Source organism: Amycolatopsis sp. w19 (genome assembly GCF_051373225.1).
GTDB classification, from domain to species: Bacteria; Actinomycetota; Actinomycetes; order Mycobacteriales; family Pseudonocardiaceae; genus Amycolatopsis; species Amycolatopsis japonica.
In genome coordinates this window covers 105694-118129 of the sequence record NZ_JBPQFM010000014.1, presented here as the reverse complement: position 1 = coordinate 118129, position 12436 = coordinate 105694, and the positions used below count along the sequence as shown (strand labels likewise).

At 69.5% G+C, this 12436-nt stretch carries 7 protein-coding genes; 6 read left to right on the top strand and 1 reads right to left on the bottom strand.

The window, feature by feature from the left end; genetic code table 11:
- Positions 1-115 precede the first annotated feature (115 nt).
- From icmF to ACSMFO_RS25710, 3 genes are read left to right on the top strand one after another with little or no spacing between them, the layout of a single operon-like run.
- A complete protein-coding gene (gene icmF / locus ACSMFO_RS25720; protein WP_436460797.1) occupies positions 116-3352 on the top strand; it encodes a fused isobutyryl-CoA mutase/GTPase IcmF in 3237 nt (1078 codons plus the stop codon).
- A gap of 43 nt (positions 3353-3395) precedes the next feature.
- A complete protein-coding gene (locus ACSMFO_RS25715) occupies positions 3396-4241 on the top strand; it encodes an LLM class F420-dependent oxidoreductase (protein ID WP_436460796.1) in 846 nt (281 codons plus the stop codon).
- Complete coding sequence (locus tag ACSMFO_RS25710; RefSeq protein WP_007033688.1) at positions 4238-5227, top strand: TIGR03557 family F420-dependent LLM class oxidoreductase; 990 nt, start codon at positions 4238-4240, stop codon at positions 5225-5227. Before ACSMFO_RS25715 ends, ACSMFO_RS25710 begins: the two co-directional genes overlap by 4 nt.
- A 60-nt stretch (positions 5228-5287) precedes the next feature.
- Here ACSMFO_RS25710 and kstR read toward each other — a convergent pair whose 3' ends face one another.
- A complete protein-coding gene (gene kstR / locus ACSMFO_RS25705; protein WP_038523880.1) occupies positions 5288-5935 on the bottom strand; it encodes a cholesterol catabolism transcriptional regulator KstR in 648 nt (215 codons plus the stop codon).
- A 145-nt stretch (positions 5936-6080) separates the two neighbouring features.
- On the opposite strand from kstR, the gene ACSMFO_RS25700 reads away from it, so the two are divergent.
- The 3 genes from ACSMFO_RS25700 (at position 6081) to ACSMFO_RS25690 (ending at position 12221) form a co-directional block, all read left to right on the top strand.
- On the top strand, positions 6081-8156 hold the full coding sequence (locus ACSMFO_RS25700) for an acyl-CoA dehydrogenase family protein (RefSeq protein WP_436460795.1): 2076 nt from the start codon (positions 6081-6083) through the stop codon (positions 8154-8156).
- Between the two features lie 94 nt (positions 8157-8250).
- Positions 8251-11037: a DEAD/DEAH box helicase gene (locus tag ACSMFO_RS25695; protein ID WP_436460794.1), complete on the top strand. Its 2787-nt coding sequence runs from the start codon at positions 8251-8253 to the stop codon at positions 11035-11037.
- On the top strand, positions 11037-12221 hold the full coding sequence (locus tag ACSMFO_RS25690) for an SWIM zinc finger family protein (protein ID WP_436460793.1): 1185 nt from the start codon (positions 11037-11039) through the stop codon (positions 12219-12221). The genes ACSMFO_RS25695 and ACSMFO_RS25690 overlap by 1 nt, the downstream gene beginning before the upstream one ends.
- The last annotated feature ends 215 nt before the right edge of the window (positions 12222-12436 follow it).

Here is a 12436-nt window from a genome sequence, read left to right as displayed (position 1 = left end):
GTTTAACCTTCGGGTTGAATATACTGGTGCGCGTTGATCTGTCAAGGACGAGTGAGAGCGTCATCACGGGAGTGGATGGGTTTAAAACAGTAGGAAGTCCTAGTATTTTGGAGGGATGAGCAGCGACCTGCACCGGCCCGTGAACCCCGTTCGCTTCGTGACGGCGTCGAGCCTCTTCGACGGACACGACGCGTCCATCAACATCATGCGGCGGATCCTGCAGTCGCAGGGCGCGGAGGTCGTGCACCTCGGGCACAACCGGTCGGTCGACGAGGTCGCCACCGCGGCCATCGCCGAGGACGTCCAAGGTGTGGCCATCAGCGCCTACCAGGGCGGGCACGTCGAGTACTTCTCGTACCTGGTCGAGCTGCTCAACGAGCGCGGCGCGGGGCATATCAAGGTGTTCGGCGGCGGTGGCGGCGTCATCGTCCGCGAGGAGATCGACCTGCTGCACTCGCGGGGTGTCGCGCGGATCTTCTCGCCGGAAGACGGCTACGAGATGGGCCTCCCGGGCATGATCAACCTGATGATCAAGGCCTGTGACACCGATCTCGCGGCACAATCGCCCGGATCGATCGACAAACTGCTTTCGGGTGACATCCCGGCGTTGTCCCGGGTCATCACGCAGCTCCAGCGCGAGTCGCTGCCGCAGGACCTGCTCGACAAGATCACGGAGACCGCCAAGTCGCGGACCGTGCCGGTCCTCGGCATCACCGGTACCGGTGGTTCGGGCAAGTCGTCGCTCACCGACGAGCTGATCCGCCGGTTCCGGCTGGATCAGGAGGACAAGCTCCGCATCGCCGTGCTGGCCGTCGACCCGTCGCGCCGCAAGGGTGGGGGAGCGCTGCTCGGCGACCGCATCCGGATGAACTGCCTCGACGGCAGCCCGGTCTACTTCCGGTCCCTCGCCACGCGGACCACCAGTGGCGAGATCCCCACCGGGCTTTCCGAGTCCATCCTCGCCTGCAAGGCGGCGGGCTTCGATCTCGTGATCGTCGAGACGCCCGGTATCGGCCAGGGCGACGCCGGCATCGTCGACTACGTGGACCAGTCGCTGTACGTCATGACGCCGGAGTTCGGCGCGGCGTCGCAGCTGGAGAAGATCGACATGCTCGACTTCGCCGACGCGGTGGCGATCAACAAGTTCGAGCGCCGCGGCGCCGAAGACGCCCGTCGTGATGTCGCGCGCCAGCTCGTGCGCAACCGCGAAGCGTTCAGCTCCTCGCCCGAGGACATGCCGGTCTACGGCACCAGCGCCGCGAAGTTCAACGACGACGGCGTCACCGCGCTCTACCAGCACCTGCGCGACACCCTCGCCGAACGCGGGCTGACCGTGTCGCCCGGCGTGCTCCCGAAGGTCGAGGGCAAGGTCTCCACCGACGCCAGCACGATCATCCCGGCGAACCGGACGCGCTATCTCGCGGAGATCTCCGAGACCGTTCGCGGTTACCACACCAAGACCGAGCAGCAGGTCGCCGCGCTGCGCAAACGCGAGCACCTCGCCGCCGCCAAGGAGGCGCTGGCCGCCGTCGACGCGAGCACCGACGCGCTCGACGGCCTGCTCGCCGCCGCCGAGTCCGATGTGGACGGAGAATCGACGAATCTCCTGGCGCGCTTCCAGGAGCTGGCCGAGTCCTACCGCGCCGACGAGCTGGTCGTGAAGATCCGCGACAAGGAGCTGCACACCCAGCTCTGGCGCGACACGCTGTCCGGCAACCGGATCCCGCGCGTGGCGCTGCCGCGCTACACCGAATCAGGGGAGCTGCTGTCGTTCCTGCGCCGCGAGCACCTGCCCGGATACTTCCCTTACACCGCGGGTGTCTTCCCGTTCAAACGCGAGGGTGAGGACCCGGCGCGCATGTTCGCCGGCGAGGGCGACCCGTTCCGGACCAACAAGCGGTTCAAGCTCCTCTCGGCCGATTCCGACGCGAAGCGCCTTTCGACCGCCTTCGACTCGGTGACGCTGTACGGGCACGACCCGCACACCCGCCCCGACATCTACGGCAAGGTCGGCACCTCGGGCGTCTCCATCGCGACGCTGGAGGACATGGAGGTGCTCTACGACGGCTTCGATCTGACGTCGCCGAGCACCTCGGTGTCGATGACGATCAACGGACCGGCGCCGACGATCCTCGCGTTCTTCCTCAACACCGCGATCGACCAGCGCGTCGAGGCGTTCAAGGCCGAGCACGGCCGCGAGCCGTCCGAAACCGAGGCCGCCGAACTGCGCGAATGGGCGCTGCGCAACGTCCGCGGCACCGTGCAGGCGGACATCCTCAAGGAGGACCAGGGGCAGAACACCTGCATCTTCTCCACCGAGTTCAGCCTGCGCATGATGGCCGACATCCAGGAATGGTTCATCGAGCACGGCGTCCGGAACTTCTACTCGGTGTCGATCTCCGGCTACCACATCGCCGAGGCCGGGGCGAACCCGATCTCGCAGCTGGCGTTCACCCTGTCGAACGGTTTCACCTACGTCGAGAGCTACCTCGCGCGCGGGATGGACATCGACGACTTCGCGCCGAACCTGTCGTTCTTCTTCTCCAACGGAATGGACGCCGAGTACTCGGTGCTGGGCCGGGTCGCGCGCCGGATCTGGGCCGTCGCGATGCGGGAGCGCTACGGCGCCAACGAGCGCTCGCAGAAGCTCAAGTACCACGTGCAGACCTCCGGCCGGTCGCTGCACGCGCAGGAGATGAGCTTCAACGACATCCGTACCACGCTGCAGGCGCTGTGCGCGCTGTACGACAACGCGAACTCCTTGCACACCAACGCTTTCGACGAGGCGATCACGACGCCGTCGGAGAGCTCGGTGCGGCGCGCGATGGCCATCCAGATGATCATCAACAAGGAGTGGGGCCTGTCGAAGAACGAGAACCCGCTGCAGGGCTCGTTCATCATCGACGAGCTGACCGACCTGGTCGAAGAGGCCGTGCTGCTGGAATTCGACCGGATCTCCGAGCGCGGCGGCGTGCTGGGCGCGATGGAGACCGGTTACCAGCGCGGCAAGATCCAGGACGAGTCGATCCTGTACGAACGCCAGAAGCACGACGGCACGCTGCCGATCGTCGGCGTCAACACCTTCCGCAACCCGAACGGCGGCGAGAACGACGTCGAGGTGGAACTCGCGCGGGCGACCGAGGACGAGAAGCGTTCGCAGCTGGAGCGGCTCGAGGACTTCCAGAACCGTCACCACGCCGAGGCGCAGGTCGCGCTCAAGACGCTGCGCGAGGCCGCGACCCGCGGCGGCAACCTGTTCGGTGTCCTGATGGACGCGGCGCGGGTGTGCTCGCTCGGCCAGATCACCGAGGCGTTCTTCGAAGTGGGCGGGCAGTACCGGCGCAACGTCTAGCGGCACGGGAATATCGCGGCGCGTGTCCGGGTAGTTACCGGTCATGGAGATCGGAATCGCCACCTTCATCACCGATGAAGGCATCAGGCCGGACGTCCTCGCCGCAGCAGCCGAAGAGCGCGGGTTCAGCTCGCTCCACCTCGCGGAGCATTCGCACATCCCGGTCAGCCGGGAAACGCCCTATCCGGGCGGTGGCGAACTGCCGCGCGTGTACTACCGGACCCTGGACCCGTTCGTCGCGCTGACGGCGGCGGCCGGGGCCACGTCGACCCTGAAGCTGGGGACGGGCGTCGCGTTGCTTCAGCAGCGCGACGTCATCCACACGGCGAAGGAGGTCGCTTCGCTGGACTTGGTTTCGCGAGGCCGGTTCGTCTTCGGCGTCGGCGTCGGCTGGAACCGGGAGGAAATGCGCAATCACGGCACGGATCCGCGCACCCGCGGCGCGCTCGTCGACGAGCAGCTCGCCGCGCTGAAGGAGATCTGGACGAAGGACGAGGCCGAATTCCACGGCGAGCACGTCGACTTCGACCCGATCTTCGCGTGGCCGAAGCCGGTGCAGAAACCGCATCCGCCCATCTACATCGGCGGCGCGGGGGAGAAGGCGATGCAGCGGATCGCCAAGTACGGCGACGGCTGGCTGCCGCACGCGTACACCCCGCCGGAGGAGCTTCGCCGGGCCCGTCAGTGGCTGGCCGACCAAGGGCGCGAAGACATCAAGTTCTCGGCCTTCGGTGCCACGCCGGAAGAGGACGCGCTGGCCAGGCTCGCCGAGGGCGGCGTCGACGAGGCGACGCTCTTCCTGCCGACCGAGCCCGAAGCGGCGACACTGGACCGACTCGACCAGTTCGCGAAGGTCGCCGAGAGCTTTCGAAAGGGGCAGCAGGCGTGACTGAGGTTCAAATCGGCTTGGCCGCGGCGTTGGAGCAGTTCTCTCCGCGCGAGTCGATCCGGCTGGCCGCGCTGGCCGAACAGCACGGGTTCTCCGGCCAGATGGCGGCCGACCACTTCCAGCCGTGGGTCCCTCAACAGGGTGAAGCGTCGTTCGTATGGAGCGTGCTCGCGTCGTTGGCGGAGAACACCACGGGCGACCTCGGGCCGGGCGTGACGTGCCCGTCGTTCCGGCTGCACCCGTCGATGGTCGCGCAGGCCGCGGCGACGCTGGAGGCGACCTATCCTGGCCGGACGTGGCTCGGTATCGGGTCCGGCGAAGCGCTCAACGAGCACATCATCGGCGGCTACTGGCCCGAAGCGCCCGAGCGGGTCCGGCGGATGTTCGAGGCGCTCGAAGTCATCCGGAAGCTGTTCACCGGCAAGGACGTCAAGCACAGCGGCGAGTTCTTCAAGCTGCACACCACCCGGCTGTGGACGCTGCCGGACGAGCCGCCGCCGATCTACATCGCGTCGGCCGGTCCGTACACCTCGCGCAAGACCGGTGAGCTCGCGGACGGCCTGATCACGCCGGGCGCGTCGATCGAGAAGCTGGCGGGGATCCTCGACAACTTCGGCACCGGCGCGCGCAAGGCGGGCAAGGACCCGGACTCGATGCCGAAGCTGCTGCAGGTGCACCTGTCGTGGGCCGAGGACGACGAGACGGCGTGGGCCAACGCGCTCGACCAGTGGCCCAACGGCGGCATGAAGTTCCCGAAGGCCGACATCCGCTCGCCGTTCGATTTCGCGCAGATGGCGAAACTGGTGCGGCGTGAGGACTTCGAGGGCCGCATGGTCGTCTCGTCCGACCCGGACGTGCACCGCGCGGCGCTGCAGAAGTACGTCGACGCCGGGTTCAACCGGATCTACATCCACAACGTGGGCCGGAACCAGGACGAGTTCATCGAGACCTTCGGGCGGGACGTGCTGCCGAAGCTGACCGCCTGACGCGCGCCATGAAAGGTCCTTTCCTGGCAAAATTTGCCAGGAAAGGACCTTTCATGGCGTTCAGACGTTCTTGTCCAGCAGCAGGTGCACCGACAGTTCGAGCCGGTTCGCGACGTCGGCCGCCGACGCGCGCCGGGTCACCCAGGCGACCAGGTTCGCCATCCAGACGTCGGCGATGACGTGGAAGATGTCGCGATCGGCCTCGGTCGGGTCCTCGATGCCCATGGCCTTGGCGAACATGTTCTCCATCAGCCGCCCGACCTGTTCGACCTCGGCGGCCGCGGTCGTGTCGGCGAACATGAACGCGCGGACCATCGCCTCGGTCAGGTGCGGATCCCGCTGCATCAGCCGGGTGTTGCGGCCGAGGACGAACATCAGCCGCTCGCTCGGGGTGTCGCCGGGGATGGCGGCGCGGTCGAGTTTCTCCTGCGCGCGCTCGAATTCCCTGGCCAGCCCGGAAACCAGCAGGTGGATCTTGGAGGGGAAGTAGCGGTACAGCGTGCCGAGCGCGACGTCCGCCTTCTCGGCGACCGCCCGCATCTGAACGGCGTCGTACCCGCCCTTCGCGGCGAGCGTCAGGGTCGCGTCGATGATGCGGCGCCGCCGGTCGCGTTGGGCCGCGGAGCCGAGTTCCTCGCCGCCCAGCGCGGAGAGACCGTTGCCGCTTCGCGCCTTCGCGCTCGTGGGTGCCTTGGCCTTCCCTGGCATCGCCACGTCCCCCTTCGTCGGAACTTGTTCCACTTTCCTCACGTAGCGTACCTAAGCGGACGAACTGTTCAAGACGTGACCCACTGGGCAAGAAACTGTAACACGTTCTACACTCGCGGGTAGGTCCGGCGAGGAGGTCTCACCCGTGTCGATCGCGCTCACCGAAGAACAGGCGGCCCTGGCCGCGTCGATCCGCGCCTGGGCGGCGTCCGCCCGTCCCGTCGACGCCGTCCGAAGTGGCCGGATCGCCGAGCCACCGCCAGGGCTGGCGGAACTCGGGCTGTTCGGCGTGGCGATTCCCGAAGACGTCGGCGGCGCCGGTGGCACGCTCGCCGATCTGGCCGCCGGGCTCGCCGAAGCAGCCGAAGCACTCGTACCCGGGCCGGTCCTCGGGACGGCGCTGGGTGGGGCGTTGCTCGCGACGGTTCCCCAGACCGCCAAGGAGATCCTGCCCGGTCTCGCCGACGGGACCGAACGGCTGGCGGTGGTGCTGGGCGGCGGTTTCCGTATCGCGGATGAGGTGGTCGACGGCGAATCGGGACCGGCTCTCGATGTTCACCCGTCGGCGTGGACGCTGGTCTCCGACGGCACCGTGTCCGCGCTCATCCCGCCCGGAGCGTCCGGAATGGACATTCGGCAGGGCGAGCCGTTCGACCTCTCGCGGCCGGTCGGCCGGGTCCGGTGCGAAAAGGTGAGGCCCGAAGCGGTTTTCGAGGCGCTGCCGGTGGATGTCTACGCCGCCACACTCGGTGCCGCCGAAGCCGCGGGGATCGCCCGATGGTGTCTCCGGACGGCCGTCGAGTACGCGAAGGTGCGGGAGCAGTTCGGCCGCCCCATCGGGTCGTTCCAGGCGATCAAACATCTGTGCGCGGAAATGCTGTGCCGGGCCGAAGCCGCCGACGCGCTCGCGTGGGACGCGGCGAGGGCGGCCGAAGACCCCGCGCAGCACTCCCTCGCGGCCGCGACGGCTGCGGCGTACGCGCTCGACGCGGCTGTGGCCAACGCGAAGGACTGCATCCAGGTCCTCGGCGGCATCGGATTCACCTGGGAGCATGACGCGCACTTCTACCTGCGCCGCGCCGTCGCCCTGCGGCAGTGGCTCGGCGGTTCCGCCCGCTGGCGCCGTCGCGCGGCCGAACTCGCGCTGCGCGGTGACCGCCGGACCTTGAGCGTCGACGTCGGTGAAGACGCCGAACTCCGTGACGTGGTAAGCGAAATCGCCGCTCTGCCCGAGCCGGAACGGCGGGTCGCGCTGGCCGATTCGGGTCTGCTGGCCCCGCATTGGCCCGCGCCGTACGGCAGGGGCGCCACGGCCGCCGAACAACTGCGGATCGACGCCGCGCTCGACGCCGCGGGGGTCCGCCGTCCGGATCTGGTCATCGGCGGCTGGGCCGTGCCGACGTTGCTGGAACACGGCTCCCCGGCGCAGCGAGAACGTTTCGCCGCACCGACTTTGCGCGGTGAGATCACCTGGTGCCAGCTGTTCAGCGAGCCGGGGGCGGGTTCGGATCTCGCGTCGCTGCGCACGACGGCCCGGCGTGCCGACGGCGGATGGCTGCTCAACGGCCAGAAGGTGTGGACCTCGCTCGCGCGCGAGGCCGACTGGGCGATCTGCCTGGCGCGCACCGACCCGGACGCGCCGAAACACAAGGGGATCACCTACTTCCTGGTCGACATGACCGCCGACGGGATCAGTACGCGACCCCTGCGTGAGATCACCGGCGACGCCGTCTTCAACGAGGTGTTCCTCGACGACGTGTTCGTCCCGGACGAGATGGTGGTCGGGGAGATCGACGGCGGCTGGCGGCTCGCGCGGACGACACTGGCGAACGAACGGGTCGCCCTCGGGAGCGGTTCGGCGGTGGGGGAGGGCGTCGAAAACCTTCTCTCCACCCTGGCCGACGGCGCCGACCTGGAGGAACTCGGCGCGCTGATCGCCGACGGGAGCGCGTGTTCGGTGCTGGATCTGCGGGCGACGCTGCGGCGGCTCGACGGGCAAGACCCCGGCGCCGAGTCGAGTGTGCGCAAATTGCTGGGCGTGCGGCATCGGCAGGCGGTGGCGGAGTTCGCGCTGGAGTCGCTCGGTGAGCGCGCCCTCGTGGACGGCGACCCGGCGCAGCACGAGTTCCTGCTGACCCGGTGTCTCAGCATCGCGGGCGGGACGACCCAGGTGCTGCTGTCGCTGACGGCCGAACGGTTGCTGGGGTTGCCCCGGTCCTGAAAGTCCCTGTCACGCCCCTTTCGCGTGCTATGAAAGGTCCTTTCCTGGCAAAATTTGCCAGGAAAGGACCTTTCATGGCACCGCCGCCCGAGGGATGTCGGTCCGGTGCTCTAGCGTGCGGGGCGTGGAGTTCGGCACAGGAACCCAGGCCACCTTCGTCCCCTCGGATCCCCCGCGGGACGGAGTGCTGGCGCTCTGGGGAGACGGCGTAGCGGGTGACACCGCGATCGAACTCGTGCTGCCGGTGGGGAAGGTCTTCCGGCGCACGAAGGTCGACGCGGCACTCGTCCCGTTGTCACGCGCGATTCCGCGGCTGCTCACCGCGGAGGGTGAGCTGAGCCCGGCCATCGCCGCCTGGTCGGCCGTAGCCGAGGCCGGGGTGAACCTCATCGCCCGCGGCAGGCTGCTGCCCGCGGCCTCACCCGGCGGGGTGGATTCGTGGCGGGTCGGCCCGCTCGACGTCGCCGACGAGGAGATGCTGCGCGGGCTCGCCGCCGCGTTGCCTCCCGAGGCGCACGCGCTGCCGTTGTCCGGGCTGAAACGGATCCGGCTGCATTCGCCGGAGTCGTTGATCCGCGCGCTCTGGGACGCGACGGCGGACGTGCTGGTCCGCACGCCCGCCGCGAGCGTGGCGGCGGGCGGTCCGGCGTTCGCGGCCGCCGAGCCGACGCTGGTCGGGCCGGACGGCGCCGCGTGGCTGGCGGAACTGAGCGCCCGGCAGGCCCAGGGCGCGCATCTCGTCCTGCGCATGGAGGTACACGAGCCCGAAGATCCCGAAGACGAGCCCACGTTCGAGGCCGTCCTCGCCGTGCGGAGCGCCGCCGACCCGAGCCTGATCGTCGAGGCGGCGACACTGTGGGACGCGCCGGAGGCGGTGCTGGAACGCATGGGTGAGCAGGTCGAGACACAACTGCTGCTCGGCCTGCGCCGGGGCGCCAGGGCGTGGGCGCCGCTCGGCCGCATGCTCCAGTCCGCCGCGCCCACCGGGCTGGCGCTGGACTACGACGAGGTCGTCGACCTGCTGACCCACGGGGACGCGGCGCTGGGCGGTGCCGGCATCGAGGTGCAGTGGCCGAAGGACCTCTTCGCGGGCGAGCTCAAGGCGAAGGCGAGCGCGACGCAGGCCCCGGGCAGCGTCACCGGGCCCGAGTTCACGCTCAAGAGCCTGCTGCGGTTCCACTGGCGGATGAGCCTCGGCGACGAGGAACTCACCGATGCCGAGGTCACCGCGCTCGCGGAGGCGAAGCGGCCGCTCGTGCGGCTGCGGGGCAAATGGGTCAAGATCGACGCGCGTCTGATCGCCAAGGTGCGCGCCCACCGGGCGAAGAAGCTGTCCGGGGCCGAGGCGCTGGCCGCGGCGCTCACCGGCGAACTGGAGCTGGACGGCGAAAAGATCGAGTTCACCGCTCCGTCGGCGCTGACCGGGCTGCTCCAGCGGATTCGCGACAGCGCGGCGGAACCGATCGAGCAGCCCGCCGAACTGAAGGCCACCCTGCGGCCGTACCAGAAGGCCGGGCTCGCCTGGCTGGCGACGATGACCGGGCTCGGTCTCGGCGCCTGCCTCGCCGACGACATGGGGCTGGGCAAGACGATCCAGCTCATCTCCCTGCATCTGCACCGCCGCCCGCGCGGCGAGGGTCCGACGCTCGTCCTGTGCCCGACGTCGCTGCTGGGCAACTGGGAACGGGAGTTCGCCCGGTTCGCGCCGGACATCCCGGTGCGCCGGTTCCACGGAGGTGGGCGGCATCTCGACGAGGTCGCGCCGGACGAGGTCGTGCTCGCCACGTACGGTGTGCTCCGCCGCGATCGCGAAACACTGTCCGAAGTGGACTGGGGGATGCTCGCCGCCGACGAGGCGCAGCACGTCAAGAACCCGCTTTCGGTCACCGCCAAGGAATTGCGGAAGATCCCGGCCGCCGCGAAAGTCGCGCTGACCGGGACGCCGATGGAGAACCGGCTCACCGAACTGTGGTCCATCATCGACTGGACGACGCCGGGCCTGCTCGGTTCGCTCGACGGGTTCCGCCGCAAGGTCGCCCGCCCGATCGAGCGGGACCGGGACACCGCGGCGACCGAACGGCTCGCCGCGACTGTCCGGCCGTTCCTGTTGCGCCGCAAGAAGACCGACCCGGACATCGCGCCCGAGCTCCCGCGCAAGACCGAGACCGACCGGTTCGTCCCGCTCACCGCCGAGCAGACGACGCTGTACGAGGCCGTGGTCCGGGAGAATCTCGCGATGATCCGCGAGCTGGACGGGGTGGCACGGCGTGGGCAGGTGCTCAAACTGCTCACCGAGCTCAAACAGATCTGCAACCACCCGGCGCAGTACCTCAAGGAACCCGGCGTGCTGCACGGCCGGTCCGGCAAGCTCGCCGCGTTCGAAGAGCTGCTCGACGTCATCCTCGACGAGGGCGACAGCGTGCTCGTGTTCAGCCAGTACGTCCAGCTGTGCCGTCTGCTGGAGAAACGCCTGGCCGAACGCGGCCTGCCGACGATGCTGCTGTCCGGGTCGAGCACCCCCAAGGTCCGGGAGGACATGGTCGCCCGGTTCCAGGCCGGCGAGGTCCCGGTCTTCCTGCTCTCGCTCAAGGCGGGCGGGGTCGGGCTCAACCTGACCAAGGCCACCCACGTGATCCACTACGACCGCTGGTGGAACCCGGCCGTCGAGGACCAGGCCACCGACCGCGCGTACCGGATCGGGCAGGACCGGCCGGTCCAGGTGCACCGGCTGATCGCCGAAGGCACGCTCGAGGAGCGCATCGCCAAGGTCTTGGAGACCAAACGCGGACTGGCCGACGCGGTCATCGGCGCGGGCGAGGACTGGATCACCGAACTGTCCGACGACGAACTGGCCGATCTGGTCCGGCTCGGGGAACCGTGATGCCCGGCGTGACCGGCCGGAAACGGCGCACCTTCGGCAACACGTGGTGGGGCAAGGCGTGGGTCGAGGCGCTGGAGGAACGCGCCAAACTCGACCCGAACCGCCTGCCGCGAGGCCGGACGTACGCGCGCAAAGGCACCGTCAGCAAGCTCGCGGTCGGCGCGGGCGAGGTGACGGCCTGGGTGCAGGGCAGCCGGGCGGTGCCGTACCGGGTGACCATCCACATGCGGGCGTTCACCGAGCCGCAGTGGGAGAGCCTGCTCGGCATGGTCGGCTCGCGCCTCGGGCACGTCGCCGCCCTCCTCGACGGCGAATTGCCCGGTGAGCTGGCCGAGGACGCGCGCACGGCCGGCGCGGATCTGCTGCCCGGCCCCGGCGATCTGCGCCCGAAGTGCTCTTGCCCGGACAGCGCGAATCCGTGCAAGCACGTCGCCGCGGTGTACTACCTGGTCGCGGACGAGGTCGACGCCGATCCGTTCGTGCTGTTCCTGTTGCGCGGCAGGCCGAGGGAGGCCGTGCTCGCGGAACTGCGGTCCCGCCGCGCGCCCGCGGGCGCGCCGGGCAAGCGGGTGCGTGCCCCCGCCGCGCCCGGGGTGGACCCGAAGCGGGCCTACACCCGGCGGATCGCCGCGCTGCCGCCGCGACTGGCCGTCCCGGGCACAGTGGGGCCGCCCGCGGTCCTCGATGTCGACCCGCCGCACCGGACGGGCTGGAGCAGCGACACGTTCGCGGAACTGGCGGCCGACGCCGCCGCGAGGGCCTGGGAACTGCTGGTCATGGGGCCCGAGCGTGAAGCGGAGCTGTCGTTCGAGGAAGACCTCGCGCGCCGCGCGGCGGCGAGCGAGCCGCACCTGATCGCCGAACTCGCCGAAGCGGCCGGAATGGCGTCGCGGGATCTGGGCCTGTGGGCGCAGGCCTGGCGTGAGGCGGGCCGGGGCGGGATGGCGGTGGTCCGGGAGGCGTGGCGTCCCGCGCAGGCGCCGCTCGCCCAGGCCAAGGTGGACCTCGCCGAGTCGGGATTGCCGGGAGAGCCCAAGACCTGGCGGAACCGGATCACCCAGGGCGACCTGCAACTGCGCTACGGCCGCGACGAACGGTGGTACCGCTTCGTGCGCGACGGCGAAGGCTGGCGGGTCGACGGCCCGTCCTCCGCCCGGCCGGCCGATGTGATCTACCCGCCCTGACCTCGCGACCACTGTTCCGAGCCGGTGGCTTCGCGTGATTGAACGGACGGCACGTGTGATCCGACGGACGACACATGTGACCAGATGGACGACACGCCTGCGGCGATGCCTCGCCGCGAGTCGTCCGTCCAGACACGCGTGTCGTCCGTCTGATCACGCGAGTCGTCCAGCCAGTCACGCAACTCCGCCAGTAGGTGTCCAGGACACGGTTGGCT

Bases quoted from the DNA above. Each gene is read 5' to 3' on its own strand.
- icmF (WP_436460797.1), top strand. From the start codon at position 116: ATGAGCAGCGACCTGCACCGGCCCGTGAACCCCGTTCGCTTCGTGACG.
- ACSMFO_RS25715 (WP_436460796.1), top strand. From the start codon at position 3,396: ATGGAGATCGGAATCGCCACCTTCATCACCGATGAAGGCATCAGGCCG.
- kstR (WP_038523880.1), bottom strand. From the start codon at position 5,935: ATGCCAGGGAAGGCCAAGGCACCCACGAGCGCGAAGGCGCGAAGCGGC.
- ACSMFO_RS25695 (WP_436460794.1), top strand. From the start codon at position 8,251: ATGTCGGTCCGGTGCTCTAGCGTGCGGGGCGTGGAGTTCGGCACAGGA.
- ACSMFO_RS25690 (WP_436460793.1), top strand. From the start codon at position 11,037: ATGCCCGGCGTGACCGGCCGGAAACGGCGCACCTTCGGCAACACGTGG.